The sequence below is a fragment of the Georgenia yuyongxinii genome, assembly GCF_006352065.1.
Classification (GTDB): domain Bacteria; phylum Actinomycetota; class Actinomycetes; order Actinomycetales; family Actinomycetaceae; genus Georgenia; species Georgenia yuyongxinii.
The window spans coordinates 3,933,755-3,959,500 of record NZ_CP040915.1 but is presented as its reverse complement, the minus strand read 5'-3'; the positions used below and the strand labels follow the sequence as shown (position 1 = coordinate 3,959,500).

The 25,746-nt window shown below is 74.0% G+C and carries 25 protein-coding genes; 14 read left to right on the top strand and 11 right to left on the bottom strand.

What is annotated here, in order from left to right; translation table 11 throughout:
- The first annotated feature begins 33 nt into the window (after window positions 1-33).
- Window positions 34-885, top strand: a complete 852-nt coding sequence (locus tag FE374_RS18035; RefSeq protein ID WP_139930816.1) for an HAAS signaling domain-containing protein — start codon at window positions 34-36, stop codon at window positions 883-885.
- A gap of 97 nt (window positions 886-982) precedes the next feature.
- Window positions 983-1,945: a non-homologous end-joining DNA ligase gene (ligD, locus tag FE374_RS18030; RefSeq protein WP_139930813.1), complete on the top strand. Its 963-nt coding sequence runs from the start codon at window positions 983-985 to the stop codon at window positions 1,943-1,945.
- A gap of 4 nt (window positions 1,946-1,949) precedes the next feature.
- On the opposite strand, the gene hemL is transcribed toward ligD, so the two are convergent.
- The 6 genes from hemL to hemE form a co-directional block, all read right to left on the bottom strand.
- A complete protein-coding gene (gene hemL / locus FE374_RS18025; protein ID WP_139930811.1) occupies window positions 1,950-3,320 on the bottom strand; it encodes a glutamate-1-semialdehyde 2,1-aminomutase in 1,371 nt (456 codons plus the stop codon).
- A 109-nt stretch (window positions 3,321-3,429) separates the two neighbouring features.
- Complete coding sequence (gene hemB, locus FE374_RS18020; RefSeq protein ID WP_139930809.1) at window positions 3,430-4,461, bottom strand: porphobilinogen synthase; 1,032 nt, start codon at window positions 4,459-4,461, stop codon at window positions 3,430-3,432.
- Between the two features lie 69 nt (window positions 4,462-4,530).
- Window positions 4,531-5,334, bottom strand: coding sequence for a uroporphyrinogen-III synthase (locus FE374_RS18015; protein WP_139930807.1), 804 nt, complete (start codon window positions 5,332-5,334; stop codon window positions 4,531-4,533).
- Entirely contained in the window at window positions 5,331-6,458 is a 1,128-nt protein-coding gene (hemC, locus tag FE374_RS18010; RefSeq protein WP_139930805.1) for a hydroxymethylbilane synthase, read from the bottom strand. Before hemC ends, FE374_RS18015 begins: the two co-directional genes overlap by 4 nt.
- Window positions 6,459-6,625: 167 nt before the next feature.
- Window positions 6,626-8,038 (bottom strand): protoporphyrinogen/coproporphyrinogen oxidase, encoded by a 1,413-nt coding sequence (locus FE374_RS18005; RefSeq protein ID WP_230978384.1) that lies wholly within the window; start codon window positions 8,036-8,038, stop codon window positions 6,626-6,628.
- Window positions 8,035-9,090, bottom strand: a complete 1,056-nt coding sequence (gene hemE / locus FE374_RS18000; RefSeq protein WP_139930803.1) for a uroporphyrinogen decarboxylase — start codon at window positions 9,088-9,090, stop codon at window positions 8,035-8,037. The genes FE374_RS18005 and hemE overlap by 4 nt, the downstream gene beginning before the upstream one ends.
- Before the next feature lie 38 nt (window positions 9,091-9,128).
- On the opposite strand from hemE, the gene FE374_RS17995 reads away from it, so the two are divergent.
- The 3 genes from FE374_RS17995 to hemQ all read left to right on the top strand — a co-directional run bounded on the left by FE374_RS17995 (window position 9,129) and on the right by hemQ (window position 12,467).
- The gene (locus tag FE374_RS17995) at window positions 9,129-10,523 is read left to right on the top strand and encodes a glutamyl-tRNA reductase (protein ID WP_139930801.1); all 1,395 of its coding nucleotides are present in this window, start codon (window positions 9,129-9,131) and stop codon (window positions 10,521-10,523) included.
- On the top strand, window positions 10,520-11,635 hold the full coding sequence (locus tag FE374_RS17990) for a ferrochelatase (protein ID WP_139930799.1): 1,116 nt from the start codon (window positions 10,520-10,522) through the stop codon (window positions 11,633-11,635). Before FE374_RS17995 ends, FE374_RS17990 begins: the two co-directional genes overlap by 4 nt.
- Window positions 11,636-11,747: 112 nt before the next feature.
- Complete coding sequence (gene hemQ / locus FE374_RS17985; RefSeq protein ID WP_139930797.1) at window positions 11,748-12,467, top strand: hydrogen peroxide-dependent heme synthase; 720 nt, start codon at window positions 11,748-11,750, stop codon at window positions 12,465-12,467.
- Window positions 12,468-12,642: 175 nt separating this feature from the next.
- On the opposite strand, the gene FE374_RS17980 is transcribed toward hemQ, so the two are convergent.
- The gene (locus tag FE374_RS17980; RefSeq protein WP_230978383.1) at window positions 12,643-13,434 is read right to left on the bottom strand and encodes a fructosamine kinase family protein; all 792 of its coding nucleotides are present in this window, start codon (window positions 13,432-13,434) and stop codon (window positions 12,643-12,645) included.
- A gap of 174 nt (window positions 13,435-13,608) precedes the next feature.
- Between FE374_RS17980 and FE374_RS17975 the strand changes: the two genes are divergently transcribed.
- Both FE374_RS17975 and FE374_RS17970 read left to right on the top strand, forming a co-directional pair.
- Complete coding sequence (locus FE374_RS17975) at window positions 13,609-13,875, top strand: hypothetical protein (protein WP_139930792.1); 267 nt, start codon at window positions 13,609-13,611, stop codon at window positions 13,873-13,875.
- Window positions 13,872-15,515, top strand: coding sequence for a hypothetical protein (locus FE374_RS17970; RefSeq protein WP_139930790.1), 1,644 nt, complete (start codon window positions 13,872-13,874; stop codon window positions 15,513-15,515). Before FE374_RS17975 ends, FE374_RS17970 begins: the two co-directional genes overlap by 4 nt.
- 19 nt (window positions 15,516-15,534) lie before the next feature.
- Here the strand turns inward: FE374_RS17970 and FE374_RS17965 are convergent, their stop codons facing one another.
- On the bottom strand, window positions 15,535-15,915 hold the full coding sequence (locus tag FE374_RS17965) for a phage holin family protein (protein ID WP_139930788.1): 381 nt from the start codon (window positions 15,913-15,915) through the stop codon (window positions 15,535-15,537).
- 110 nt (window positions 15,916-16,025) lie between these two features.
- Between FE374_RS17965 and hisC the strand changes: the two genes are divergently transcribed.
- The gene (gene hisC, locus FE374_RS17960) at window positions 16,026-17,132 is read left to right on the top strand and encodes a histidinol-phosphate transaminase (protein WP_139930786.1); all 1,107 of its coding nucleotides are present in this window, start codon (window positions 16,026-16,028) and stop codon (window positions 17,130-17,132) included.
- 10 nt (window positions 17,133-17,142) lie between these two features.
- Here the strand turns inward: hisC and FE374_RS17955 are convergent, their stop codons facing one another.
- Complete coding sequence (locus tag FE374_RS17955; RefSeq protein ID WP_139930784.1) at window positions 17,143-17,328, bottom strand: hypothetical protein; 186 nt, start codon at window positions 17,326-17,328, stop codon at window positions 17,143-17,145.
- Window positions 17,329-17,434: 106 nt separating this feature from the next.
- Window positions 17,435-18,364: a YwiC-like family protein gene (locus tag FE374_RS17950; RefSeq protein WP_139930782.1), complete on the bottom strand. Its 930-nt coding sequence runs from the start codon at window positions 18,362-18,364 to the stop codon at window positions 17,435-17,437.
- A 313-nt stretch (window positions 18,365-18,677) separates the two neighbouring features.
- Here FE374_RS17950 and pdhA point away from each other — a divergent pair, with 313 nt between their 5' ends.
- The 4 genes from pdhA to FE374_RS17930 all read left to right on the top strand — a co-directional run bounded on the left by pdhA (window position 18,678) and on the right by FE374_RS17930 (window position 23,113).
- On the top strand, window positions 18,678-19,826 hold the full coding sequence (gene pdhA / locus FE374_RS17945; protein WP_139930780.1) for a pyruvate dehydrogenase (acetyl-transferring) E1 component subunit alpha: 1,149 nt from the start codon (window positions 18,678-18,680) through the stop codon (window positions 19,824-19,826).
- A gap of 11 nt (window positions 19,827-19,837) precedes the next feature.
- Window positions 19,838-20,821: an alpha-ketoacid dehydrogenase subunit beta gene (locus tag FE374_RS17940; protein WP_139931695.1), complete on the top strand. Its 984-nt coding sequence runs from the start codon at window positions 19,838-19,840 to the stop codon at window positions 20,819-20,821.
- A gap of 31 nt (window positions 20,822-20,852) precedes the next feature.
- Entirely contained in the window at window positions 20,853-22,358 is a 1,506-nt protein-coding gene (locus FE374_RS17935) for a dihydrolipoamide acetyltransferase family protein (protein ID WP_139930778.1), read from the top strand.
- A gap of 83 nt (window positions 22,359-22,441) precedes the next feature.
- On the top strand, window positions 22,442-23,113 hold the full coding sequence (locus FE374_RS17930; RefSeq protein WP_139930776.1) for an HAD family hydrolase: 672 nt from the start codon (window positions 22,442-22,444) through the stop codon (window positions 23,111-23,113).
- A 93-nt stretch (window positions 23,114-23,206) separates the two neighbouring features.
- Here the strand turns inward: FE374_RS17930 and FE374_RS17925 are convergent, their stop codons facing one another.
- On the bottom strand, window positions 23,207-23,542 hold the full coding sequence (locus FE374_RS17925) for a LapA family protein (protein WP_168205745.1): 336 nt from the start codon (window positions 23,540-23,542) through the stop codon (window positions 23,207-23,209).
- Window positions 23,543-23,723: 181 nt separating this feature from the next.
- Between FE374_RS17925 and FE374_RS17920 the strand changes: the two genes are divergently transcribed.
- Together FE374_RS17920 and FE374_RS17915 are read left to right on the top strand one after the other, a co-directional pair.
- On the top strand, window positions 23,724-24,902 hold the full coding sequence (locus FE374_RS17920; protein ID WP_168205744.1) for an AI-2E family transporter: 1,179 nt from the start codon (window positions 23,724-23,726) through the stop codon (window positions 24,900-24,902).
- A 104-nt stretch (window positions 24,903-25,006) separates the two neighbouring features.
- Entirely contained in the window at window positions 25,007-25,720 is a 714-nt protein-coding gene (locus tag FE374_RS17915) for a head GIN domain-containing protein (protein ID WP_168205743.1), read from the top strand.
- Window positions 25,721-25,746: the final 26 nt, after the last annotated feature.

Here is a 25,746-nt window from a genome sequence, read left to right as displayed (position 1 = left end):
GACGGCGCCGGACACGAAGGTGGGAGCGGGACGATGGAAGCACGTATGCAGGCGGACGGGCTGGTCGCGGCGTACCTCGATGATCTCGGGCGCATGCTCCGGCCTGTGGAGCCGACCCTGCGCGCGGAGGTTCTCGGCGGGGTGCGCGAACACATCGAGGCGGTGCTCGGTGCGCGTCCGTGGGATTCCGACGAGGTGGAACAGGTGCTGCTCGAGCTCGGCGCGCCCGAGGAGGTCGCCTCCGCCGCGCTCGAGGACGGGCGCCGAGACCGGGTCGACGCAGGCTGGCCCGAGGCCGCCTGGTCGGCGGACGGACCTCGGCCGGCCCACCCCGGGGCGCCGCAGGTCGATCACGTTCCGCCGCCCGCCCTTGCGCGGGCATGGGTCCCGCCGACCATAGGGCTGCTGCTGCTTGTGACAGCCGGGCTCTACGTCCTGGTGCTCGGCGCCATCGTGTCGTTCTCCGCGGTGACGTCGTCGGTGGAAGTGACGGCGGACGTGTCCGGTGGGGGGTTAGCTGGTCCCACCGCCCAGGAGTTCGAGGAAGCCGCGAACCCGTTGCTGCCGACCTCTTACGACCTCGCATGGAGCGTGCTCGTGCCCCTGCCGCTCGTCGCGGCGCCGTGGCTCGTCGCGATGATCCTGCTCGCGGGCTCCCCGCTGTGGTCCGTACGGCAGAAGTGGGTGGGTGCGGCAGTGGTGCCCGGGCTGGTGCTCGCCAACGGTGTGGCGATCGCCGTGGCGACATTCGTGCCGTCCGGTGCCGGCCGTGCGGCGCTCCTCGTGGGACTGGCGGTCGCGGCGGCCGTCGCGGCCGTCGTGGTGATCGTCCGGATCTGGCGTGATGGCGCCCGGCAGGCGCGAGTGCGCGAGGTCGCGCGCTAGGTCGAGCGGGGCACACCGGGCCCAGGGGCGCGAGGAGGGGACCGCCGTCTCCGGCGGCCCCGTGGCGCCGTTCCGCGGCCGGTGGTGAGGTAGTCCCATGGCCAAGGCGACCTCACCCGCGACCGAGCTGGAGGTCGGCGGGCGCGTCGTCCGGATCAGCAACCCCGACCGGGTCTACTTCCCCGGCCCTGGACACACCAAGCTCGACCTCGCGACCTACTACCTCGCCGTCGGCGACGGCATCGTCAACGCCCTGCGCGAGCGCCCCTGCATGCTGCACCGCTTCCCCGAGGGCATCACCGGGGAGAAGGTCCACCAGAAGCGGCTGCCGCACGGCGCACCGGACTGGGTGCAGACCGTGCGGGTGCACTTCCCGCGCTACGACCGCGACGCCGACGAGCTGTGTGTCACCGAGCTCGCGCAGGTGATCTGGGCAGTGCAGATGTCCACGGTCGAGTTCCACCCGTGGAACAGCCGCCGCGCCGACGTCGAGAAGCCCGACGAGTGGCGCATCGACCTCGACCCGGGCGACTCCACGGACTTCGCCACCGTCCGCCGCGTGGCGGGCGTGGCCCGCGAGGTGCTCGACGAGCTCGGCGCCACCGGCTTCCCCAAGACCACGGGCGGGGACGGCCTGCACGTCTACGTGCGCATCAAGCCCGAGCACGGCTTCCATGACGTGCGCCGGGCCGCGCTCGCCTTCGCCCGCGAGGTCGAGCGACGCACACCGGAGGAGGCGACGACGACGTGGTGGCGCAAGGACCGCGACCCGGCCAAGGTTTTCGTCGACTTCAACCAGAACGCTCGCGACCACACGATCGCGTGCGCCTACTCGATCCGCGGGACGCCCGAGGCCACAGTGTCGGCCCCCCTGACGTGGCAGGAGGTGCCGGACTGCGACCCGCGCGACTTCACCGTCGCCACGATGCCCGCCCGCTACGCCAAGCTCGGCGACCTCCACGCGGGCATCGATGCCGCCGTCTTCGACCTCGCCCCGCTCCTGGACTGGGCCGAGCGGGACGAGGCCGAGGGTGCGCAGGCGCCGCCCGAGGCGGACTGACCGGTCAGGCGGGGCGCGCCTCGGCCGCCGCCCGGGCCGCGGCCGGCAGCGCCTCGAGGATCCGGCTCATCGCGGCGTCGTCGTGGGCGGCGGAGAGGAACCAGGCCTCGAACACCGACGGCGGCAGCGCCACCCCGGCGTCGAGCATCGCGTGGAAGAACGGCGGGTGCCGGAAGGTCTCCTGCGCCTGGGCATCGGCGTAGCTGCGCACGCCGTCGCGGGCCGCGGCCTCGCCGAACATCACCGAGAAGAGGTTGCCGGCCCGCTGCACGCGGTGCGCGACGCCGGCGGCGTCCAGCGCGTCGGCGACGGCGTCGCCCAGGGTGCGGGCGGCCTCGTCCACGTGTGCGTACACCGCGCTGTCGGCCAGGCGCAGCGTGGCCAGGCCGGCGGCGGTGGCGAGGGGGTTCCCAGAGAGGGTGCCGGCCTGGTAGACGGGGCCGGTCGGGGCGAGGAGGTCCATGATCTCGGCGCGCCCGCCGAGCCCGGCCAGCGGCATGCCGCCGCCGACCACCTTGCCGAAGGTGAACAGGTCCGGGACGTACGGGGCTGAGCCGGTCGCCGTCGTCCCGCCCCCCGCCGTCGTAGCGCCGTCGGTCGCGACGCCGTCGAGCCCCCACCACCCGGACGGGCCGACCCGGAAGCCCGTGAGCACCTCGTCGAGGATCAGCAGGGCGCCGTGCTCGGTGGTGAGGCGGCGCAGCGCCGCGTTGAAGCCGGGCTGTGGCGGCACCACGCCCATGTTCGCCGGCGCGGCCTCGGTGATGACCGCCGCGATCCGGTCGCCGCGCTCGGCGAAGACGGCCTCGAGGGCCGGCAGGTCGTTGTAGGGCACCACGACGGTCTCGGCGGCGCTGGCCGTGGTGACCCCGGCCGAGCCGGGCAGGGCGAAGGTGGCGACGCCGGAGCCGGCCTCGGCGAGCAGCGCGTCGACGTGCCCGTGGTAGCACCCGGCGAACTTGACGACGAGGTCACGCCCGGTGGCACCGCGCGCCAGGCGCACCGCGGTCATCGTCGCCTCGGTGCCGGTCGAGACGAACCGCACCTTCTCCGCGGCGGGCACCCGGCCACGCACGGCCTCGGCGAGCTCCACCTCGGCCTCGGTGGGGGCCCCGAAGGACAGGCCCCGGCTGGCGGCGTCCTGCACGGCCGCCACCACCTCGGGGTGCGCGTGCCCCAGCAGCGCCGGCCCCCACGACATCACCAGGTCCACGTACTCCCGCCCCGTCGTGTCCGTGACGTACGGCCCGCGGGCGGACGCGATGAACCGCGGGTCGCCGCCCACCGAACCGAACGCGCGCACCGGGGAGCTCACCCCGCCGGGGATGACGGCGCGGGCGCGCTCGAACAGCTCGTGCATGGGGTCGGCGGTCATATTTACTCCTTGGTGACGAGTGCGATGGAGCGGCAGAGGATGGGACGTGGGCCCGCGGGCGGCGATCCTGAGCCGCCGTCCCAGGTGGGGCCGTGCGGAAGCCGCGGCGTCAGCGCAGCCAGCCGGCGAGCTCGGTCGCCCAGTAGGTCAGCACGAAGTCCGCGCCGGCTCGCTGGATGCTCACCACGGACTCCTCGATGGCGCGCCGCCGCTCGATCCAGCCCTGCGCGGCGGCGGCCTCGATCATCGCGTACTCGCCGGAGACCTGGTACGCCGCGACGGGGACGGGGGAGAGCTCGGCGACGTCGGCCAGGACGTCGAGGTAGCTCAGTGCGGGCTTGACCATGACGATGTCGGCGCCCTCGGTGAGGTCGAGGGTGGCCTCGCGCAGTCCCGCGCGGCCGTTGGCCGGGTCCATCTGGTAGGTCTTGCGGTCCCCGCGCAGCTGGGAGTCGACGGCGTCGCGGAAGGGGCCGTAGAACGCGGAGGCGTACTTCGCCGAGTACGCGAGGATCGCGGTGTCGGTGTGCCCGTCGGCCTCCAGCACCTCCCGGACGGCGGCGACCTGACCGTCCATCATCCCGCTCAGCCCCAGCACGTGGGCCCCGGTGGCGGCGTGCGCCAGCGCCATGTCCTGGTAGCGCACCAAGGTGGCGTCGTTGTCCACCCGCCCGGCGGTGTCGAGCACCCCGCAGTGGCCGTGGTCGGTGAACTCGTCCAGGCACAGGTCGGACATGACGACGACGGCGTCCCCCACCTCCTCGACCAGGGCACGCAGCCCGGCGTTGAGGATGCCGTCCGGGTCGGTGGCCCCCGAGCCGACGGCGTCGCGCACCGCGGGCACGCCGAAGAGCATCAGCCCGCCCACGCCCGACTCGGCGGCCTCCACCGCCGCCCGGCGCAGCGAGTCCATGGTGTGCTGCGCGACGCCCGGCATGGACGCCAACGGCACGGGTGCGTCGATGCCCTCACGCACGAACATCGGCAGCACCAGGTCCGCCGGGTCGGTGCGGTGCTCGGCGACGAGCCGGCGCAGCGCCGGGGTGGCGCGCAGTCGGCGCGGGCGCTCGGCCGGGCGCGGCTCGACCCGGCGGGTGGCGGTGGTCTGCGCCGCGGCCTGCGTGGCGGGGGAGGTGGTCACAGGTGCTCCGTTCCGATCATCCAAAGCGTTGCCGAGATGTCCACGCCTCGGCGAGATGTCGATGACATGTCACCGAGAGGAGGACATCTCGGCGATGAGGTGGGTGGCAGCGGCGACGAGCCCCGCGGGGGTCTGTGCCTCGGCGACGGCGTGCACCGTCAGGCCCGCCTCGGCGGCGGCCTGGGCGGTGCTGGCGCCGATCGCGCACACCCGTGCCGGTGGGACGCCGTACAGCGCGACGAGGGCACGCGCCGTCGAGCCTGAGGTGAGCAGTACGACGGTGATGCGCCCCGCGGCCAGCGCCGCGCTCACGGCCGGGTCCGGCTCTCGCACGGGCACCGTCCGGTAGGCGACGACCTCGTCCACGAGCCAGCCGCGCTCCCGCAGCCCGCTCGCCAGCGTGGGGCCGGCGATCTCCGAGTGCGGCAGCAGCACCAGGGCGCGCTCCTCGGCCGCCGGCCAGACGTCCAGGAGCGTCGCGGCGCTGGACTCCCCGGGCGGGACCAGGTCCACGTGCACGCCGGCACTCTGGAGCGCGGCGGCCGTTGCGGGGCCGACGGCGGCCACCTGCACCCGCTCGGTCAGCGCCGCCAAGGTGGTGCCCAGGTCGGCGGCGCGCCCGGCGAGCACCTCGACCGTGGTTGCGCTGGTGACGGCGAGCCAGGCGTGTGCGCCCTCGCCCAGCGCCCGCAGCGCCTGGTCGAGGAGGTCCGAGGGTTGCGCGACGGCGAACCGGACCAGCTCGGTCGGCACCGCCACGCCCCCGGCCGCGCGGACGGCGGCGGCGAGCGGGTCGTCCGGGAGTGCGCGCGGGAGCAGCACGTGCGCGCCGCGCAGGTCGCTGGTGGGGTGCGAGGGCGCTCGATCCGTCATGCGCCGGCGTCGCCGTCGAGCACACCGGGCACGTCGGGCTGGCCCGCGGCGGCGAGCGCGCCGCCGGCCGTCGGCAGCCCCGCTATCTCGGCGGCGCCGTCGTCGAGGAGCCGGAGAGCGGTCGTCCGGCCGAGGTCCTGGGCGAGCGAGTCGCCGACTCCCTGGACGGTCTCGACGCCGTCGGCAGCGGCCCCGGAGCGTTCCGGCGACCCGGGGAGGTCCACGACGGCGGTGCGGACGCGGGCGTCGCGGCCGGCGGGGTCGAAGGCGCCGGCGCGGAGCACGAGGGAGGCGGGCTCGGCCGCCGTGCCGGGCACCACACGGGCCCAGGCGGCGACCGGCGCGGCGCAGCCCGCCTCGAGCGCGGCCAGCAATGTGCGTTCGGCCACGACGGCCAGGCGGGTGGACGGGTCATCGATCGTGCGCAGGGTCTCGCCGAGCGGGCCGGCCAGGTCCGCGGTTCGGCACTCGACCGCCAGTGCGCCCTGGCCCGGCGCGGACAGCATGACGTCCGGCTCGAGAGTCTCGGTCACGTGGTCCAGCAGCCCGAGCCGGACCAGGCCGGCCTGGGCGAGGACGACCGCGTCCAGGTCGGCGCCCACCCGTCCTAGCCGGGTGCCGACATTGCCGCGGATGTCCACGACCTCCAGGTCCGGCCGGGCGAGGCGGAGCTGAGCGGCGCGGCGCGGGGACCCTGTGCCCACGCGGGCGCCCGCGGGCAGCGTCGCCAGGGTCAGGCCGTCCCGGGCGCACAGGGCGTCGCGGTGGTCCGCCCGGGCCGGCAGGGCGCCGATGCTCAGCCCCGTCACAGGGGCGGTGGGCAGGTCCTTGAGCGAGTGCACGGCCACGTCGCAGGTGCTCGCCAGCACCGCCTCGCGCAGCGCCGCCGCGAACACGCCGGTGCCGCCGAGGCTGGCGAGAGACGCGGTGGACCGGTCTCCCTCGGTGCGGATGGTGACGAGCTCGACGTCGCGGCCAGAGGCGGCTGCGAGCGACTCCGCCACCGTGGTCGTCTGGGTGAGGGCGAGCTCGCTGCCCCGGGTGCCGATACGCAGAGGGGTTGACGTGCTCACCGCATCAGTTTGCGCACCGGAAGGACAAAAGTCGAGGCAGCGGCTTTTCATGACAATTCGTCAGGACATTGTGGTGGGCTGGCTCACGCATTCTTGGTGGGCCTGTCCGGAAATGTTCTGACACATTGTCACGTAATGCGGGCCCGGGTGCGTGTGCCAGATGCTGGCAGGCACGGCGGCAGGTCGTCCGGCGCCCGCAGGGGCGGTGGACGGCCGGCTCAGGCGGTCGCGCGCCGGGGGAGGCGCTCGTCGTGGGCCGCGATCCGCTGGGCATGGGCGACCACGGCTGCCAGTCCGGTCCCGGCCACCCAGGCGCCCGTCAGGTCGAGCCCGCCCAGCTGGTGCACCCGGCCGACCACGCGCTCGACCTGCGCCACGTGGTCCGGGGTCGCGGCGGCAAGGATGCCCGCCCGCCGCACCACCCGCGCGTCGAGGAGTGCCGCCGGCCCGAGCGGGACACCGAGCAGCGTGGCGGCGTCGCGCAGTGCCGTGGCCGGGTCGACGTCCTCCGTCGGCTCGCCGGGCCGGCCGTAGGAGACTCGCAGCACGTGGGTGCCCGGCCCAGTCACGGCGGTCAGCCACGGCCACTTGGCGCTGGCGTGCGTCAGGGCCTTGGCGCGCACGCCGGCGCCCACGGGCACGAGCAGCCCGGCGCCGCGCGGGGCGGCGTCCAGCTCAGGTGCCCGGACCACCAGGGTCACATGCGTGATGGTGCTGCCGGTGGGCAGATGCACGTCGGAGACGTCGACGGTGTCGGCCAGCAGCGTCAGGGCCGCCGGGCCGGGGGTCGCGACCACCACACGGTCGGCGCGCAGCACGCCGTCCTCCGCCGTCACCTCCCAGCCGCCGGGCACCGGCCGCACCCCGCGCACGCGGGTGCCGGTGCGGACCTGGCCGCCCGCGGCCACCACCGCGGCGGCCAGGGCGCGGGGCAGGCGGAACAGGCCGCCGACCGTCGTCGCTATCGCCGCACCCGGCGGTGCGGCGGCCCGCAGCGCCCGCACCGCGGCGGCCAGGGAGCCGTACGCGGCCAGGGCCGCGCGCAGCCCCGGCGCCACCGAGTCCACCGCCAGGTCGGCCGGGTCGGCGTTGTGGATGCCGCCGGCGATCGGGCCGACCAGGCGGGTGAGCACCGCCTCACCCATCCGGGCCCGCACAAGCGTCGCCAGGTCCGGCGCGTCGGCACCGACGGCCGGGTCCAGCTCGGCGTCCCGCGCGGCGCGGGCGGCGCCGTCGGGCCCGAGCGCGCGCAGCACCTCGGGTGCGTCCGGGCGGCCCGGGATGCCCAGGATCGACTCGGCCGGGATGGGCACCGCGTGTCCGCCGCCGGCGGGCGACCACACCCACGAGCCGCCCGCCGGCTGGTCCACCGCCAGCCCCAGCTCGCGGGCGAGGGTGGCCACCTCGGGCCGGCGCCGCGCGAACGCCTCCGCGCCCAGGTCGATCTCGAAGCCGCCGATGGTCCCCGCCGTGACCAGGCCCCCGACGTCGTCACCTGCCTCCAGCACCACCGGCCGCAGCCCGTGGCGCGTCAGCGTGTGCGCCGCCGTCAGCCCGGCCATGCCGCCCCCCACGACGACGACGTCGGCCCGCTCGCCGCCCGCCGTGCCGGCGCCCGCGGCCCGGCTCACAGCTGGTGCACGAGCTCGACGACCCGGGTCAGCACCCCCGGGTCCGTGCTCGGCGGCACACCATGGCCGAGGTTGACCACGTGCGCCGGGGCGGCGCGGCCCGCCTCGACCACCGCGCGCACGTGGGCCTCGAGCACCTCCCACGGCGCCGCGAGCAGCGCGGGGTCGATGTTGCCCTGCAACGGCGTGGTCCCGCCCAGCCGCCGGGCGGCCTCGTCCAGCGGGAGGCGGTAGTCCACCCCGATGACGTCGGCGCCCACGTCCCGCATGGCTCCCAACAGCTCGGACGTGCCGGTCCCGAAGTGCACGACCGGCACACCCAGCTCGTGCACCTGTGCCAGCGCGCGGGCGCTGAACGGCGCGGCATGGCCGGTGTAGTCCGCCAGGGACAGGGCGCCGGCCCAGGAGTCGAACAGCTGCGCGGCCCGGGCGCCGGCCAGGACCTGCGCGCGCAAGAACGCGCCCGTGATGTCGGCGGTCCAGCGCATGAGAAGGCGCCAGGCCTCGGGGTCGGCGTGCATCATCGTGCGGGCGGCGAGATGGTCGCGCGAGGGGCGGCCCTCCACCAGGTACGCGGCCAGCGTGAACGGCGCCCCGGCGAAGCCGATCAGCGGCGTGGCGCCGAGCTCGGCCACCGTCAGGCGCACCGCCTCGGTGACGGCGTCGTGGTCGCCCGGACGGTGCTGGACGAGACGGTCGACGTCGGCCCGGGTGCGCACCGGCTCGGCGACCACCGGGCCCACCCCCGACACGATCTCGACGTCGACACCCGCGAGCTTCAGGGGAACGACGATGTCAGAGAAGAAGATCGCGGCGTCCACCCCGTGGCGGCGCACCGGCTGCAGCGTGATCTCCGCGGCGAGCTCGGGGCGCAGGCACGACTCGAGCATGCCCACCCCCTCGCGGGCGGCCCGGTACTCCGGCAGCGACCGTCCGGCCTGTCGCATGAACCACACCGGCAGGCGGTCCGGCCGTTCCCCAAAATACGCCCTGACCAGCGGCGGGACTGCATTCTCCGGGACATCCGCAGTGGCGGGTGAAGGATTTGTCACCGGGCCATTGTGCCTGGCGCCGGACGAAATGGTTCACTATGGATGCCGTGGTGCTCCTTCTTCTCTCTGCGAACCACCACGACCTGGACCTCGCCGACATCGAGCGGCTGAGCGTCGGCGCCCCGGACGTGGGCCGACAGGTCGTGGCCGGCCGGCCTGCCGTCCGCGGCGCCGTCGTCCTGGCGACCTGCAACCGGTACGAGCTCTACCTCGACGCGGACGACCCCGAGGTCGCCGTCCGCGCCGCCCGCGCCGCCGTCGCCCGGGCCAGCGGCACCCCCGAGCACGAGGTCGCCCGGCTCATGCGGCCCGCGACCGGGGACGAGGCGGTCCGGCACGTGTTCGAGGTGGCCGCCGGGCTGGACGCCATGGTGGTCGGCGAGCGGGAGATCGCCGGTCAGGTGCGCCGTGCGCTGGCCACCGCCCGCACCGAGGGCACCACCTCCACCCTGCTCGAGCAGACGCTCCAGCACGCCACCCGCACCTCCCGCCAGGTCGCCGTCGCGACGGACCTGGCCCGTGCGGGCCGCTCCGTGGTGGCGGTCGCCCTGGACCTGGCGGCCGCGCGGGCCGCCGGCCACGCCTGCGAGCGGGCCGAGCGCACCTGGCCCACCGACGACCACCCCGTGCCCGCCGCGAGCTGGGCCGGCCGCCGCGTGCTGCTCGTCGGCACCGGCTCCTACGCCGGCGCCTCCCTGGCCGCCCTGCGCGAGCGCGGCGCCACCGACGTCGTGGTGTGGTCCGCCTCCGGCCGCGGGCCCGCGTTCGCCGCCTCCCACGGCGTGGCCACCGCCGAGGCGGACCTGGTCACCGCGCTGCGGCGGGCCGACCTCGTGGTCACCTGCCGCGGCACGGGCAGCCCCGTGCTCGACGCGGCCACGGTGGCCGCCGGGGTGCGCGCACGCCGCGCCGACGGTGCAGCCGGCCCGCTCGTCCTGGTCGACCTCGCGCTGCGCCCCGACGTCGACCCGGCCGCCGCGGGCCTGGACGACGTCGTCCTCGTCGACCTGCCCACCGTCCGTGACCACGCGCCACGGGCCACCGCCGTGGAGGTGGAGCGCGCCCGCGCGATCGTGGCCGACGGGATCGGCACCTTCGACGGCACCGTCGCCGAACGCCGCATGGACGACGCCGTCGTGGCCCTGCGCAGCCGGGTCGCGGACGCCGTCAACGCCGAGCTGGAGCGGCTCCCGGCCGAGGGGGCCGTGAGCGCCGAGCGCGCCGCACAGGCGCTGCGCCGGCTGGCCGCCCGCCTCGTCCACGAGCCGACGGTGCGGGCTCGCGCCGCCGGCCGGGAGGGCCGCACCGAGGAGCACCTGCGCGCCCTCGAGCAGGTGCTCGGCGTGGCCGTGGCCGCGCCCGACCCCACCCTCGCCTCCGCGGAGGCGCCGCCCCCGGCGACCGTGCCGGCCGAGCCGGAACGAGCCAGATGACCAGCCTCACCCCGTACGACGCCGTCCTGCTCCTCTCCTTCGGAGGGCCCGAGAAGCCCGAGGACGTGGTGCCCTTCCTGCGCAACGTCACCGCCGGCCGCGGCATCCCCGACTCCCGCCTCGAGGAGGTGGGCGAGCACTACTACGCGTTCGGCGGCAAGAGCCCCATCAACGACCAGAACAAGGCGCTGCTCGCCGCCCTGCGCGAGGACCTTGCCGGCCGCGGTGTGGGCATCCCCATCGTGTGGGGCAACCGCAACTGGGACCCGTACCTCACCGACGTCCTGCGCGACCTGCACGACGACGGCGCGCGGCGGGTCCTCACCGTGGTGACCAGCGCCTACGCCTCGTACTCCGGGTGCCGGCAGTACCGCGAGAACATCGCCGCCTCCCTCGCCGCCCTGGCCGAGGAGGGGCGGTACCTCGACGTGGACAAGATCCGCCCCTACTTCAACGACCCCGGGTTCGTCGCCGCCAACACCGACGCCGTCGTCGCCGCGTACGAGCGGCTCGGGGCCGCGCCGTCGCCCGAGGCGCCGCTCGTCTTCGTCACCCACTCCATCCCCACGCCCATGGAGGTGGCCTCCGGGGTGGTCTCGCCGGCGAGCTACTCCGCCCAGCACCTCGACGTCGCCGGGGTCATCGCCACTCAGGCCGGCGAGCGGCTCGGCCACCGGGTCCCGTGGGAGCTGGCCTACTGCTCGAGGTCCGGCACGCCGTACACCCCCTGGACCGAGCCCGACGTCAACCGCACCCTGGCGGCGCTCCACGCCGACGGCGCCCAGCAGGTGGTGCTCGCGCCGATCGGGTTCGTCTCGGACCACATGGAGGTCATCTACGACCTCGACACCGAGGCCAAGGAGACCGCCGAGGAGCTCGGCATGCGCATGGAGCGTGCCGCCACCGCCGGCACCGACCCCCAGTTCGTCACTGGGCTGGTCGACCTGCTCCTCGAGCGGGCGGCCGCCGAGCGTGGCGAGTCGACCGGGCGGGAGACCGCCGGGGCGCTGGCCCCGTGGCCCGGTGCGTGCCGGCCCGGCTGCTGCCGCCTGCGCGCCGGCGTCGACTCCGGCGTGCCCGCCGCCTGCGAGGCCCCCACCCCCGCGCCCTAGGTGCGCCTATCCCAGTCGCGCGAGATGTCATCTTCTCGGCGAGAAGTCATCGCCGAGACACCACCGCCCACCGCCGCGTTCAACGAGGACGCGGCCAGACCAAGGAGCATGCATGAGCCAGCCCGTCCCGCGCATCGGCGAGGGCGCCGACGTCGAGAGCATCAACACCGGCATCGACTACACGATGTGGAGCGTCTTCGCCGCCGCCGCGCCCCTGCCGGCGGATGCCGGGGACCGGGCGGCGCTCGTGGCCGCCGCCGAGGAGGCGGTGGCCGGCTCCGGCGTGGTGGTGCGTGGCTGGTACGACGTCGCCGGGCTGCGCGCCGACGCCGACCTCATGGTGTGGTGGCACGCCCCCACGATCGAGGCGGTCCAGGACGCCTACCACCGCCTCCTCGCCTCGGGCCTAGGCGCGTTCCTCGAGCCGGTGTGGTCGGTGGTCGGCCTGCACCGCGAGGCCGAGTTCAACAAACGGCACGTGCCCGCCTACCTCGCGGGCGAGGAACCGGGCGCCTACCTGTGCGTCTACCCGTTCGTGCGCTCCTATGAGTGGTACCTGCTCCCGGCCGACGAGCGCAGCGCCATGCTGCGTGAGCACGGCCTGGCCGCCCGCGACTACCCCGACGTCCGCGCGAACACGGTCTCGGCGTTCGCGCTGGGCGACTACGAGTGGATCCTCGCTTTCGAGGCCGCCGAGCTGCACCGCATCGTCGACGTCATGCGCGAGCTGCGCGCCGTCGGCGCCCGCCGGCACGTGCGCGAGGAGATCCCGTTCTTCACCGGCCCGCGGGTCGCGCTGACCGAGTGGGCGGAGCGCCAGCCCCGGGCCTGACGGCGTCGCGGGCGGCCGCTCGAGCTGCACGCTGTCGGTCACGAGCGGCCGCTTCCGCCGCACGCTGTCGTTTGCGGCATGCGCGGGCGGTTTACCGGGCGCGCGAGCCGCCAAGACCCGCGGACGGCGAGAGCGCCCGCCCGTGCGGTGACCCCGCCTGGGCCACGTCCCGCGCTCACGCGTACCGGGCCGCCGTGCGGACCGTCTGCGGCCCGTAGGAACCGCCGAAGAGGGCGGCGTGCACGATGAGCATGTGCAGCTGGTGCAGCCCGACCCGTTCGCGCCAGCCGGGCGCGAGCGGGGAGACCTCGTCATAGGCGGCGACGACCCGGGCCAGGTACGGCGCGCCGAACACGCCCAGCTGGGCGAGGTCGGACTCGGCGTGCCCGCCGTGCGCCGCAGGGTCGATCAGGGTGGCTGCCACGATCCCGTCCCGCTCGCCCCACAGCACGTTCCCGCCCCACAGGTCCCCGTGCAGGCGCGCGGCCGGACCGGTCACCAGCTGCGGCTGGGGCGCATCCAGCTCGCCCGTGGCCAGCCGATCGGCGCAACGCCGCACCGTCCTCTCCCCGGCGGTGTCGATGGCCCCGTTGGCGACGGCGCCGGCCAGGTACGGCAGGACCCGGTCGGCCGCGTAGAACTCGCCCCAGGAATCGGTGCCCGGCGTCCCCCGCAGCGGGAGTTGCGCCTTGCCCATGAAGCCCTCCCCGGTCCACCCCGCAGGCGGGCAGCCCAGGTGCGGGGCTCCGGCCGCGTGGGTACGTGCCAGGGCCCGCCCGAGCTGCTCGGCCGCGGCGGCGGTCGCGCCGCTCTGGTGCACCCGCCCGGTCTCGAGCCAGCCGGGCCCCTCTGACAAAACGTCGGCGACGGCGACGCCGCCCTCCGCCTCACCGAGCCAGCGGAGGCCGGCCGCCTCGAAGCGCACGGAGTCCGGCTCGCCGTGGTCACCCTTGCGGAAGCTGCTCACGCCCTCATCCTGGTCGAGGCGCCCCGATGACAGCCCGTCCACAACCGGCAGGCAGGGGCACGCGAGCGTCGGCCGCCCGCGCCTAACGTCCCGAGACGAGCCACCGCGCCGCCACTGCCCCATCGACCGCCACCGAGCCACTGGCGAGCCGGTCCGCCGTCGAAGGAGGAACCCGTGAACGAGTCGTGGCCGGGTGAGATCTCACCCGCGCGGACGCAGGTGCTGGCCGCCATCTCGACGATGGCCCTGGCGCAGGCGGAGCTGCGCGCCGCGTTCCCGGTGCAGTGGCGCGGGGCGGGCGCCGAGGCCTATGCCACCGCGCTCACCGCCCTGCTGCACCACGCGCAGGAGGTGATGGCCGGCCTCCGGCAGGCGGACGCCGTCGTCGCGCTGGCCGACCGGCAGCGTGCTGCGGCGCTCGCGGGCGGCGCCGGCCCATGAGCCCGGCGACCGGTCCTGGCGAACCAGGCGCCCCCTGGGTTGCCCCCGTCCCGTCGCCCTGGGCCAGCCCGTGGGCCACCCGGGTGATGATCACCGGCGGGCGCGCGACCACAGTCGACACCGCCGAGCTCGGCGCCCTGGCCGGCCGGATGCGACGGGCCGCCGCGCTGGTCCAGGACGCGATCGCCGCTACGCGGGCGGTCGGCACGCTGGTCTACTACGTGCCGCCCGTGCCGGCGGTGTTCGCCCTCACCGAGCAGCTTCGGGCGGTGGTTCACAGCGGGCTGTCCATGGTGCAGCTCGCCGACCGGGCCGGTTCCCTCGCCGCCGATCTCCAGGTGCAGCAGCAGTGGTACGAGGAGGCCGACGCCCGCGCATACCGGGGCTTCAATCCGCCGTGGTGGCGCTACGGCGCCCATCTCCTGGCCCCGCCCAAGGTGCGTGGCGCGGTGACCGCGCTCGAAGTGGCCGCGGTCGTCGGCCATGCCGCCGTCGCTCACTCGCGGCTCGGGAACCCAGGGCTGCTCGACGCTGTCGTCGCCCAGGAGCACGTCCGCGCGCTCGCCGGCCGGCTGCAGTGGTCGCGGCCGGAGTCCGTCATGGGCGGGATGTTCCTGGGGATGCACTGGGTGGACGTGCGCGAGCGCACCGCCGTCGAGCGCACCGCGCTGGGCCTGGTGCCGATGCTCGAGAACGTCTCGCTCGTGGCGCACGCCGGACGCGAGCTCGACGGCGTGAGCGTCGCCCAGGTCCCGCCGCTGCACCTGCTGGGCGGCCTACCGGGGCACGGCGGTGCCTGGGTGACCGCCCCGACCGTGCTGCCCGAGGAATCCGTGGCCGCCCCGCTCGCCACAGCTGGACTGGCGGTGGGGGCGACCGGCGCCACCATGGGCACGGCGGTCGTGGCCACGCGCGTCGGGCAGCCCGTGCGCCGTCCACCCGGCACGCCTGCCCAGACCCTCGCTCGCATCGGCGCTCTGGAGGCGCAGGCGCGCGCCGCCAACGCGGGGGCGGTAGAGGTGCTGCGCACGACGGCTCCGGACGGACGGCGCCACTGGACCGTCGTCGTCCCGGGCACGCAGGAGCAGCTCGGCGGCGGACGCAATCCGATGGACAACGACACCAACCTGCGGACGATGGCCGGTGTGGTGAGCGACATGGAGATCGGCGTGGCCACCGCGATGGACCAGGCCGGCATCGCGCCCGGTGAGCCGGTCGCGATGGCGGTGCACAGCCAGGGCGGGCTGGTGGCGGCACGGCTGGTGGCCGACCCGGTGTTCACCGCCCGCTTCGACGTCCAGGCGGTCCTGACGGCCGGCAGCCCGATCGCCGCCGTCGAGCTGCCGCCCTCGGTCGCCGTGCTCAGCCTCGAGGACGTCAACGACCCCACGGTGGGCCTGGACGGCTACCCGAACGAGCCGGCCGCCAACCACGTCACGGTGGCCGTGCACTCCGGCGAGCCGGCTCGCCTGGGCGCACCGCACCTGCTGCCGAACTACGTCCGGGCGGCGCAACGCCTCGACGACATCGACGACGCCGGGGTCCAGGACTGGCTGGCCAGGAACCGGGCGGCCATGGGCACCGGCGTGCCCGGCGCCCACACCGAGTCACTGCTGTTCGAGATCGTCCGGACCCGGTGAGCGCAGCTCGCCGCGGGGCTCAGCGCTTGTCGCCCGGGACGAGCAGGTGCAGCAGCCAGCTGGCGACGGCGATGAGCAGCCCACCGAGCACCGCCGTCCAGAAGCCGTCGACCTCGAGGCCGTAGTCGGTGAACCGGCTGATCCAGCCTGTGAGCATCAGCATCAGCGCATTCACCACGATCCAGAACAACCCCAAGGTGAGGATGTACAGCGGCAGCGAGAGCAGGTTCACCACGGGCCGCACGAGCATGTTGACCAACGTGAAGATCAGCGCGACCACCGCCAGGTTGACGAGCAGCGCCCCGGTCGAGCCCGTCTGGGGCAGGGCGATGCCCGGCACCACGAGCGTGCACAGCCAGATGGCGGCGGCGTTGACGAGGAACCGCACGACGAAGCGCATGTGCCGATCGTGCCATCGACCGCCGACACCGGGCCCCGGACGTGGACAGGCATCCGGCCGGGACATGGACCGACGACCGACCAGCGCGCCGTCAGGTGCACACTTGGACCATGGCCACGAAGAGCTCCTCTGTCCGCCTGCGCCCGGATGTCGACACCCTCCCGTCCTACGTGCCGGGGGAGCGCCCCGCACCTGGCCGGCAGCTGTACAAGCTCTCCAGCAACGAGATCGCCTTCCCGCCGCTGACGGCGGTCAGCGCGGCGATGGTCGACGCCGCCGCGGACCTGAACCGGTATCCGGACATGTACGCCACCGAGCTCACCGAGGCGATCGGCGAGAAGTTCGGCGTGGGGGCGGAGCGCGTGACGGTCGGCAACGGCTCGGTCGCCGTGCTGCAGCACGTCCTGACGGCGGTGTGCGAGCCCGGCGACGAGGTGGTGATGGCCTGGCGTTCCTTCGAGTCGTACCCGATCTCGGTCCAGGTGGCGGGGGCTCGTGCCGTCCAGGTGCCTGTGGACGCCGCCGGCCGGCACGACCTGGCCGCCATGGCGGCCGCGGTGACCGACCGCACCCGCGCCGTCCTGCTCTGCAGCCCGAACAACCCCACCGGGCCGGCCCTGACGCAGACGGAGCTGCGCGAGTTCCTCGCCGCGGTGCCCGCGTCGGTCATGGTGGTGCTGGACGAGGCGTACATCGACTTCGTCACCCTTCCCGATCGCACCGACGGCCCGGCCCTGCTCGCCGACCACAAGAACCTTGTGGTGCTGCGCACCTTCTCCAAGGCGTACGGGCTGGCGGGCTTGCGCGTGGGGTTCGCCCTCGCCCGCCGCCGCCTCACCACGGGCTTTCGAGCCGTCTCCACGCCCTTCGGCGTCAACTCCATGGCGATGGCCGCCGCGCGCGCCGCGCTGCGCGCCGATGAGCAGGTGCGTGAGCGGGTCGCGGAGGTCGTCGCCGAGCGAGAGCGGGTGGTCACGGCCCTGACCAGCCAGGGCTGGACGCTGCCGGACGCCCAGGGCAACTTCGTCTGGCTCGGGCTGGGCCGGCGGACCGCCGCGTTCGCCGACCACGCCCGCAGGCACGGCGTGCTTGTGCGGGCCTTCGCCGGCGAGGGCGTGCGGGTGTCCGTCGGGGAGCCCGAGGGCAACGACCTCTTCCTCGAGCTCGCCGCCGAGTGGGTTCAGCGATCCGTCGACGGCGTGCTCGAGCTCGCCTGAGTCCAGCTCGTCAGAACGCGCCCCAGCCGTCCCGGCCGCGCTCGATGTCCCGCCGGATGTCCCGCAGGTCTTCGGCGAGCTGAGGGTCGGGCCCCTGCGTCTTCTCGGACCGCCAACCGAGCCGGCTCCCGAGGTCGAACCACAGCCCGGCTGCAACCAGGATGAGAAGCACGGCGCCGATGATCCAGTACCACATGGGCCACCTCCGACGGGGCGGGCCGACGGTGGCCCCAGGTTACGCCGCCGCCAGCGGCTGCACAGCCCCCACAGCCAGGGGCCCGTTGCGGCACTGCCCCCGGTGGTCAGCCGAGCAGGGTCAGCGCCACCAGCACCGAGAAGACGATCTCCCCGACGCCGATCACCAGCGGCCGCACCGGCCGCCCACGTTGCTGGGCCACCACCGGCACGACCACGGCGCGCGTGAGCAGTGCGGCCCACACTGCGGCGTGCCACCCGCTCACCACGCCAGCCAGGCCCAGCGCGCCCACGACGACGGCGACCAGCACGTGGTAGCCGACCGAGCCGAGCAGGAAGCGCCGGTTCCCCCGCTCGCGGATGTTCGTCTTCACGTAGCCGATGGTGCTGAGGAAGTACGCGGTGAGCAGCGCGGTCACCAGCCACGCCCACGCCCAGCCGCTGAGGCTCCCGTCGGGGGAGGACCCCGGGAGGGCGTGAGCCGCCGCCGCGCCGAGCCCGCCGCCACCGCTGCCGAGCCACCCTGCCCCCGCCAGCCACCCGGTGCCCCACAGCCCGCCGGCACCCCCCGTGCCCGCGTCGTAGGCCACCGCCGTCATCAACCCCGCCGCCCCGACCGTGACCACGTCGTTGAGCAGCGAGCGGTCACGGCGCCGCGCCGAGCACCAGAGCGTGATCGCCACCAGCGGCGCGAAGGGGACCGCCCACCGCACCAGGTACGGGCTCACGACCATCAGCGCCGCGGCGAACGGCAGCACGGCGAGCCCGTAGGCGCGCACCGGCGCCAGGTAGCGCGCCTTCCGGCGACTGCGCAGCCACAGCCCGGTCGCGAAGAAGGCGAAGTAGCCCACCCACCACAGGCCGAGCAACGGCACGTGCGCCCAGGCCGGCCCCGAGAGGGCCATCCCCACGAGCGGCGGGACGGTGATCATCGCCCAGGCGCCGTGCTGGTCCGGCACCCAGCCCGGGCTGCGTCGGCGCCGGCTGCGCACCGGGACCGGGACCGGGACGGGAGCGGAGACGGGCGGACGGGGCACGGCCGGACCCTAACTCCGCCGCGCAACCATGACCTGCGACGTTGGTCCCTCCACCGTGATGTCGCCCACCCCGGCACAGCCTTTGTGGCTTCCTCCCACAGATGATGCGGGCCCACAATGGATCTGCCACGATCTTTGTAGAGTGCCCACAACTGAAACTTACGGTCCCGTAGCCTACGCTTGCGTAGGTTGCGTGGCCCACCATCCCAGGGTCGCTTCCTGCCGGCCCGTCGCCACCACCCCCGGTGGCGGGCCGGCAGGCGCACACACCAGGTGTCCAGACCGGACGCCGCCGCGGAGGAGGTCCCGTTCGATGGAGCAGCTCGAGAAGATGCTGGGTACAGGGTCACGGACCGATGACATGGTCCAGATTCTCGATCCCCAGGGGTTCGTCCACGAGGAACCCCAGTACTCGGAGTACGTCGCCGCGCTGAGCGCCGACGACCTGCGCGCGATGTACCGCGACATGGTGCTCACCCGCGCGTTCGACGCCGAGGCCACCGCCCTGCAGCGCAAGGGCGAGCTCGGCCTGTGGGCACCGTGCCTGGGCCAGGAGGCCGCGCAGATCGGCTCCGCCTACGCCCTCGCGCCACGCGACTTCGCCTTTCCCTCCTACCGTGAGCTCGGCGTCGGGCTGGTGCGCGGCATGGACCTGCGCCAGACGCTGCCGCTCTTCCGCGGCGTGCGGCACGGCGGCTGGGACCCCAAGGCGCACAACTTCGGTCTCTACACCCTCGTCATCGGCGCCCACGCGCTGCACGCCGTCGGCTACGCGATGGGTGTCCAGCGCGACGGTGACGTCGGCACCGGGGACCCCGAGCGCGACCGCGCCGTCGTGGCCTACTTCGGCGACGGCGCCACCTCCCAGGGTGACTCGAACGAGGCCCTCGTCTTCGCGGCCTCGAACAACGCCCCGGTGGTCTTCTTCGTCCAGAACAACCACTGGGCGATCTCGGTGCCCACCTCCACCCAGAGCCGGGTCCCGCTGGTCCACCGCGGCGGTGGCTTCGGCATCCCCTCGGTCCGGGTGGACGGCAACGACGTCCTGGCCAGCTACGCCGTCACCCGGGTCGCGCTCGAGCGGGCCCGCGCCGGTGGCGGGCCCACGTTCGTCGAGGCGGTCACCTACCGCATGGGCGCCCACACCACCTCCGACGACCCCACCCGCTACCGGGACCGCGCCGAGGAGGATCTCTGGCGCGCCAAGGACCCGATCGCCCGGCTGCGCACCCACCTCGAGCGCCAGCAGGTGGCCGACGAGGAGTACTTCACCGGCGTCGACGCCGAGGCCACCGCACTGGCCGAGTCCGCCCGCGAGTACTGCCACTCGCTTGCCGGCGGCCCGCACGAGGAGATGTTCGACCACGTCTACACCGCGCCCCATCCGCTGGTGGCGGAGGAACGCGCGGCCCTGGCGGCCTACGAGGCCGGTTTCGCCGACGAGGACGGGGAGGCCCGGTGACGGCCACCCCGATGGCCCGGGCCATCAACGCCGGGCTGCGCCGTGCTCTCGAGCGCGACCCGAAGGTCGTCCTCATGGGCGAGGACATCGGGCCGCTCGGCGGGGTGTTCCGGGTGACCGACGGCCTCCAGAAGGACTTCGGCCCGGAGCGGGTGGTCGACACCCCGCTGGCCGAGTCCGGCATCGTCGGCACCGCGATCGGCCTGGCGATGGCCGGGTACCGCCCGGTCTGCGAGATCCAGTTCGACGGGTTCATCTTCCCCGCCTATGACCAGATCACCGCCCAGCTGGCCAAGCTGACCTACCGCTCGCAGGGTGACCTGTCGATGCCCGTGGTGATCCGCGTGCCCTTCGGCGGCGGCATCGGAGCGGTGGAGCACCACAGCGAGTCCCCCGAGGCGCTGTTCGCCCACACCCCCGGGCTGCGGGTGGTCTCCCCCAGCACGGCCGCGGACGCCTACACGATGATCCAGCAGGCGATCGCCTCCCCCGACCCGGTCCTCTTCTTCGAGCCGAAGTCGCGCTACTGGGACAAGGGTGAGGTCGACCTCGACGCCGACGTGGACCTCAGCGCGTCCGGGCTGACCACGGGCCTGCACGCCGCCCGCACCGTCCGCGAGGGCACCGACATCACCACGGTCGGATACGGGCCTACCGTCAAGACGCTGCTCAAGGCCGCCGATGTCGCAGCCCAGGAGGGCCACAGCCTGGAGGTCATCGACCTGCGCTCGATCTCCCCGCTGGACTTCGACGCCGTCGCCGCGTCGGTCGAGCGCACCGGGCGGCTCGTCGTCGTCCACGAGGCGCCGGTCTTCCTCGGTGCCGGGGCGGAGATCGCCGCCCGCATCACCGAGCGGTGCTTCTACTCCCTCGAGGCCCCGGTGCTCCGGGTGGGCGGGTTCCACACCCCCTACCCCGCGAACACGCACGAGGAGGAGTACCTGCCCAACCTGGACCGGGTGCTCGACGCCGTCGACCGCGTCCTGTCCTACTGAGCCCCCACGCACACCTGGAGGAGACCGCACCGTGCCGAGCTACCAGCAGTTCCGTCTGCCGGACGTGGGGGAGGGCCTGACCGAGGCCGACATCGTCACCTGGCAGGTGGCCGTCGGTGACACCGTCACCGTCAACCAGACGCTGTGCGAGATCGAGACGGCCAAGTCCGTCGTCGAGCTCCCCAGCCCGTTCGCCGGCGTGGTCCACGAGCTGCTCACCCCGGAGGGCGCCACGGTCGAGGTGGGCACGCCCATCATCTCCATCGACGTCGACCCCGGCGGCACGGCACCGGTGGACGACGGCGGCACCTCGGCTGCGGGCGAGGCGGAGGGTTCCGGCAGCGTGCTGGTCGGCTACGGCACCAAGGCGAGCGCGTCGGGCCGGCGCCCGCGCCGCTCGCCCGGTCAGACGGCCGCGGCGCCGGCGGGCCCGGCCGACTCCGCGGCACCCTCGACCTCCGCCACGCCGGCCGGTTCCGCGGCAACAGCAGCGCAGGCCGCGACTGCCGCTGCACCGGCCGTAGCCCCCGCACCCCCCGACGCCGCGGACTCATCGGGGAACTTTCGTCAGGCTGAGGCTGACGAAAGTTCCCCAACGTTGTCGACATCCGCGGCGCCGCCCCGGCGCAGCGGCCGGGTGCTCGCCAAGCCGCCGGTGCGCAAGCTCGCCAAGGACCTGGGCCTCGACCTTGACGCGGTCGCCGGCACCGGCCCGGGCGGCATCATCACGCGCGACGACGTCGAGCGGTACCGCGACAAGTCCGAGCCCGGCTCGCTCGCCACGTACGCGGGCGACGAGGAGCCGTGGCTGGCCGGCGGCCTGGTCACCCAGGACGGGCGCCGCACCCGGGTGCCCGCCAAGTCCGTGCGCAAGCGCACCGCCGAGGCGATGGTGCACTCGGCCTTCACCGCCCCGCACGTGACCGTCTTCCACACGATCGACGTCACGCGGACGATGAAGCTGGTCGAGCGTCTCAAGCAGGACCGCGACTTCGCCGACGTCCGCGTCACCCCGCTCCTCATCACGATGCGAGCCCTGATCAGCGCGGTGCGGCGCAACCCCGAGGTCAACGCCTCGTGGGAGGACGAGACCAAGGAGATCGTCTACAAGCACTACATCAACCTGGGCATCGCCGCCGCGACGCCGCGGGGCCTGGTGGTGCCCAACATCAAGGACGCGCACCGGTTGAGCCTGCACGAGCTCGCCGTCGCCCTCGGCGAGCTCACCGACACTGCCCGGGCCGGCAGGACCCAGCCCGCGGACATGGCCGACGGCACGATCACGATCACCAACGTCGGCGTCTTCGGCATCGACACCGGCACCCCGATCCTCAACCCCGGTGAGTCGGCGATCCTGGCCTTCGGCGCCATCCGGCAGCAGCCCTGGGTGCACAAGGGGAAGATCAAGCCGCGCTGGGTCACCCAGCTGGCCCTGTCGGTCGACCACCGCCTCGTCGACGGCGGCCTCGCGGCGAAGGTCCTCGCCGACGTCGCCCGCGTGCTGGAGGACCCCGCCCAGGTCCTGGTCTGGGGCTGACGGCCCCGGACCGGGCCCGTGCGTATGGCCCACGTCGCCCGGTCCGGCGTGCGGCGGCGTGCCCGGCACGGTAGACCCGGACCATGACCGCACCAGGTGCCGTCCTGCTCGACGCCGACGGCACGCTCGTCGACTCGACCTACCTCCATGTCTCCGCCTGGTCCCAGGCGTTCGCCCGGATCGGGCAGCCCGTGGACTCCTGGCGCATCCACCGCTGCATCGGCATGGGCTCGGACAAGCTGCTCGCTGCGCTGCTCGGCGACCGGGCGGACGAGCTGGGGAAGTCCGCCAGCGAGCTGCACTCCGAGATCTACGCTGGCACCACCGACCGGATCCGCCGCCTCGACGGTGTCCACGAGCTGCTGCGGGCCCTGCGCGAGCGCGGGCTGCGCGCCGTGCTGTCCACCTCGGCACCGCCGGACGAGCTCGAGCACATCAGGCGCGTCCTCGACGCCGAGGATCTGCTGCACGCCGTCACCGCGGCCGAGGACGTCGAGGAGGCCAAGCCGGAGCCGGACCTCGTGACCACGGCGCTCGCGAAGGCAGCAATGCCGGCGGAGCGGGCGGTGTTCGTCGGGGACGCCGTCTGGGACGTCGAGGCGTGCAAGCGGGCGGGTGTGCCGTGCATCGGCGTGCTGACCGGCGGCATCAGCGCGGGCGAGCTCCGCGACGCCGGTGCGGTGGCGGTCTACGGCTCCGTCGGGCACCTGCTCGACGAGCTCGACACCTCCGCGGTGGGCCGTTTGCTCCACTGAGTCGGCTGTGCGCGGGACGAGCGGTTCTGTGGCCACCCGGTCCGTCTCGACTTCGCGTCGGTCTCTTCGAGGCGTCTGCGCGTCATCAGGAACTCAGCGCTGGCGTTCGTGCGTGAGGCGCCGCCGGAGCTGAGTGATGCGCACCGACCCGATGACGAGGGCGACGATGCCGACTCCGACTCCGGCGATGAGCAGCGCGAGCGAGAGCGGCACCATGCCTTCGAACGAGAAGAAGGAGATGAGTACCCGCTGAGTGTTCTGGAGCATGAAGACGATGAGCGCGACCAGGACGATCGCTGCGACGCAGATGCCGACCCACGCGGCGCCCGCGCGTGACCGCGGCGTCCGGGCCTGGCTGCTCGGGGAGGTTTCCTCTGTGTCCGGTGCCCCCGTCTCGGGTGGGCGGACCGCCTCTGGTCCGACGGCCATGACCGCCTCCTCGGGTCGCCCCGCAAGCGCCCGCCCCGGGCGGGACGGGAGCGTCGCGGACACCTCAATCCTACGTCGGCGCGTCAGAACCGACGCCACAGGCGGTGCCGGTCCGCCACACAAGAGGACGTGGAACAGGTTCGGCCGCGCAGGCATTCCCAGGGTGATGAATACTCACCTCATGCCGCAGGAATCGTCGCCTGCCGCCCTGTGGGGGCGCCGCGTGTGGACGGCGATCGGCGTCGTCATTCTGCTGGTCGGGCTCGTCTACGTCGCCAGCCGGGTGAGCATCATCCTGACGCCGTTCGTGCTTGCGCTCTTTCCGGCGGCCCTGCTCGACCCGCTGGCGTCTCGCCTGCGGGCCACCCGGATCCCGAACGCCGTCGTCGCGCTCCTCATGCTGCTGTTCCTGCTGGCAGCGGTGGCAGGGGCAGCGGCATTCATCACCAACGCGCTCATCGACCAGTGGCCCGAGATCGTCGCCTCGGTCGTCTCAGGTCTGGACCAGCTTGAACGGAACGTCGACTGGTCGGCGCTCCCCGGCAACATCACGGGCGTCAGCGATCTCGTCGCCGAAGCTGGAAACGGGCTGACGAGCGGCGGCGCGCTCACCCAAGGTCTGAACGCCGCTGAAGCCGTCGGGAACTTCGTCGCCGGGCTCGTTCTCATGCTCGTCGTCCTCTTCTTCTTCTTCAAGGACGGTCGGCGCATCTGGCAAGGCTTCCTGGACTTCGTACCTGAGCGTCACCAGCCGCGGGTCGACCTCGTAGCCGCCCAGTCCTTCTGGACGGTTGGCGCCTTCTTCCGCGCTCAGATACTTGTGGCTCTGGTGGATGCCATTTTCATCGGCCTCGGGCTGTGGCTGCTCGGGGTCCCGCTCGTCCTCCCCCTGGCCGTGCTGGTCTTCATCGGCGGGCTCTTCCCGATCGTGGGTGCCTTTCTCTCCGGGTCCGTCGCCGTGGTGGTGGCACTCGCCGACCGGGGGCCGCTCATCGCGCTGCTCGTGCTCGGCGTCGTCCTCCTCGTCCAGCAGCTCGAAGGTCATGTGCTCCAACCGTTCATCCAGGGCCGAACGATCTCCCTGCATCCGTTGGTCATCATCTTCTCGGTGACTGCCGGAGCGGTGCTCATGGGCATCCTCGGTGCCTTTCTCGCGGTACCCGTCGCCGCGGTCATCGCGCGCCTCGTCGACAACCTCCGTGGACGTCCACCAGCGATCGGCCCGGGATCGGCGAAGCGGCTGGTCGCTCAGAAACGCCGCGGGGACGCGGAGGATCACAGTCCGTCCGAGGGTGCGGAGGGTATGCCTGGTGCGGCGTTCGAACCGGGTCCGGATCACCCGAAGGGGCCCCGGCCATAGACGGTCAGCGCGAGGGCCGATCATCGAGGTCGGAGCCCGGCACGCCGATGGAAAGCCTGCACACCCCGGCGGTGGCACTCTGGCAGTGGACGAGAGGGTCCGGCATGAGACGCAACCTGAGGATCGGCCTGGCCGCCGGCTTGACTGGCGGCGCGGCGGTGCTGACAGCCTGTTCCGCCGGGATCGACGCCGGGCCGGCCACGAGCGAGGAGCGGGACGTGGCGGGTGCCACCGCCGTCGTCCTCGCCACCGCCGGCGACCTCATCATCCGTCAGGGCGAGACCACGGGACTCACCGTGACGGCCGGGGAGAACATCCTGGACCAGCTCTCCAGCGACGTGCGCGACGGTGTCCTCGAGCTGGGCGCGACCGGCTCGCGGATCCTGGGGTTCGGGGATGTCCGCTACGAGCTGGTGCTCCCCGAGGTCCACGCCGTGACGGTCACGGGTTCCGGTGACGTCGAGGCCGGCGTGGAGACCGGGACCGCCTTGGAGCTGAGGAGCTCGGGCTCCGGGTCGATCTCGTTCCATGACGTCGCGGTGGACGACCTCACGGTCGAGGTGACCGGCTCCGGGACGGTGCGCGCAGACGGCCGCGCTGGTACCCAGCGGGCGAGGATCACGGGCTCGGGCGACTACGCGGGCGAGGACCTGACCAGCGACTCGGCCACGGTGGAAGTCGCCGGTTCCGGTAGCGCCGACGTCGCCGTCGACGGCACCCTCGACGCGCGCGTCTCCGGCAGCGGCGACATCACCTACACCGGCGACGCCCAGGTGAACAGCCAGGTGAGCGGTTCGGGCAGCGTGTCACGGCGGTAGGCCGACAGCGGGCCCCTCGCCCCGGT

Coding starts and splice junctions, on each gene's coding strand:
- FE374_RS18035 (WP_139930816.1), top strand. CDS start 34: ATGGAAGCACGTATGCAGGCGGACGGGCTGGTCGCGGCGTACCTCGAT.
- ligD (WP_139930813.1), top strand. CDS start 983: ATGGCCAAGGCGACCTCACCCGCGACCGAGCTGGAGGTCGGCGGGCGC.
- hemL (WP_139930811.1), bottom strand. CDS start 3,320: ATGACCGCCGACCCCATGCACGAGCTGTTCGAGCGCGCCCGCGCCGTC.
- FE374_RS18015 (WP_139930807.1), bottom strand. CDS start 5,334: ATGACGGATCGAGCGCCCTCGCACCCCACCAGCGACCTGCGCGGCGCG.
- hemC (WP_139930805.1), bottom strand. CDS start 6,458: ATGAAAAGCCGCTGCCTCGACTTTTGTCCTTCCGGTGCGCAAACTGAT.
- FE374_RS17995 (WP_139930801.1), top strand. CDS start 9,129: ATGGATGCCGTGGTGCTCCTTCTTCTCTCTGCGAACCACCACGACCTG.
- FE374_RS17990 (WP_139930799.1), top strand. CDS start 10,520: ATGACCAGCCTCACCCCGTACGACGCCGTCCTGCTCCTCTCCTTCGGA.
- hemQ (WP_139930797.1), top strand. CDS start 11,748: ATGAGCCAGCCCGTCCCGCGCATCGGCGAGGGCGCCGACGTCGAGAGC.
- FE374_RS17970 (WP_139930790.1), top strand. CDS start 13,872: ATGAGCCCGGCGACCGGTCCTGGCGAACCAGGCGCCCCCTGGGTTGCC.
- FE374_RS17965 (WP_139930788.1), bottom strand. CDS start 15,915: ATGCGCTTCGTCGTGCGGTTCCTCGTCAACGCCGCCGCCATCTGGCTG.
- hisC (WP_139930786.1), top strand. CDS start 16,026: ATGGCCACGAAGAGCTCCTCTGTCCGCCTGCGCCCGGATGTCGACACC.
- FE374_RS17955 (WP_139930784.1), bottom strand. CDS start 17,328: ATGTGGTACTGGATCATCGGCGCCGTGCTTCTCATCCTGGTTGCAGCC.
- pdhA (WP_139930780.1), top strand. CDS start 18,678: ATGGAGCAGCTCGAGAAGATGCTGGGTACAGGGTCACGGACCGATGAC.
- FE374_RS17940 (WP_139931695.1), top strand. CDS start 19,838: ATGGCCCGGGCCATCAACGCCGGGCTGCGCCGTGCTCTCGAGCGCGAC.
- FE374_RS17930 (WP_139930776.1), top strand. CDS start 22,442: ATGACCGCACCAGGTGCCGTCCTGCTCGACGCCGACGGCACGCTCGTC.
- FE374_RS17925 (WP_168205745.1), bottom strand. CDS start 23,542: ATGGCCGTCGGACCAGAGGCGGTCCGCCCACCCGAGACGGGGGCACCG.
- FE374_RS17920 (WP_168205744.1), top strand. CDS start 23,724: ATGCCGCAGGAATCGTCGCCTGCCGCCCTGTGGGGGCGCCGCGTGTGG.
- FE374_RS17915 (WP_168205743.1), top strand. CDS start 25,007: ATGAGACGCAACCTGAGGATCGGCCTGGCCGCCGGCTTGACTGGCGGC.